Source organism: Streptomyces sp. LS1784, from assembly GCF_020103755.1.
Taxonomy (GTDB): Bacteria; Actinomycetota; Actinomycetes; order Streptomycetales; family Streptomycetaceae; genus Kitasatospora.
On record NZ_JAHSQD010001066.1, the window covers coordinates 1 to 1,275 of the forward strand.

Sequence of the window (1,275 nt, forward strand, 5' to 3'; positions counted from 1 at the left end):
CACCCGGCCGTGCCCAGCGCAAGCGCGGCGAGCAGCGCGGCGCCCGCCGTCGCGGCCCGGCGCCGCCGGCTGGTGGTTCTCGGCATGCTGGCTCGTTCCCCCGTGCTGTGCTGGTGGTTCCGTACCGCTCCCCGGTGGCGGCTGCTACTTCTTGGAGATCCAGTCCAGTGCCTGCCGGGCGACCGCCTCCAGGTACGGACCGCTCAGCGAGGTGTGCTCCTGGGTGCCGATCGAGGTGTTGCTGACCAGGGCGGTCCGGCCGTCGGGCATGGTGGCGAACCAGCCGCCTCCGCTGGCGCCCTGGGTCATGTTGCAGCCGATGGTCAGCATGGTCGGACGCTTGGCGTCGAAGGAGAGCCGGGTGGGCTTGCCGCCGTCGCACGCGTACAGCTCCTGGCCGTCGAACGGCTTGACGAGCGGGTAGCCGACGGCCGAGACCCTGAGCTGGTCGCGCGGCGCGTCGAACCAGACCGGGACGGCCGAACCGACCGTCTCCTCCAGGGACTTGCCGGTGTCGTTCTGGTTGTGCACGCGCATGACCGCGAAGTCGTACTGGTTGGCGGCGTCGCCGCTGCCGCCGCCCTCGACCATCCACTGCGGCGAGGTGGTGACCTGGTCGGCCCACCAGGTGCCGAGCGGGGCCAGTTCGGACAGCGGGGCCCGCTTGCCGCCGCTGGAGGCGCCCGAGTTGTTGTACGCGGGCACGAAGACCAGGTCCTTGTAGAAGTTCCCGCCCTTGCCCTCGTGCACGCAGTGGCCGGCCGTCCAGACCAGGTTGCTCTTGCCCGGGTGCTGCGGGTCGGTGATCACCGTCGCCGAGCAGTTGCCGCGGCCGCCCTTGGCGGAGAAGAACACCTTGCCGGAGGGCTGCTTGGTGTACGGGCGGGGCATCGCCACGGCCTTGACCGCCGGGGGTTCGGGGTCGGTCACGCCGTCGTCGGTGGACGGCTTGGGGGTGGCCGGGGCGGGCTTGGCAGCGGGCGGGGCCGGATCGGCGGGCTTGGAGTCGCCCATCTTGTCCGGGTCCCAGAAGTCCTTCACCACCGGGTTGTTGAAGACGTGCTTGGACGCCCACTTGTCCCAGTCCTCGAACTTCCACTTCTTCAGGTCGTCCCAGCTCCTGGGCAGCCCCTCCAGCAGGCTGGTCGGCAGCCCGGACGGGAGGGTGATCCCGCCGATCACGCCGCCCGAGCCCGCGGCCGGGGCCGCTGCCGTGGAGGAGGGCGGCGGCGCGGGGCTGGTCCCGCCGCCCGCCGGACCGTCCGGCCCGCAGGC

1 protein-coding gene is annotated in these 1,275 nt (G+C 72.2%); it reads right to left on the bottom strand.

Annotated features, from left to right (window positions below):
* Nucleotides 1-144 precede the first annotated feature (144 nt).
* Nucleotides 145-1,275: serine protease (locus KS423_RS45655; RefSeq protein WP_224285537.1), on the bottom strand; the 1,131-nt coding region annotated here is incomplete at its 5' end.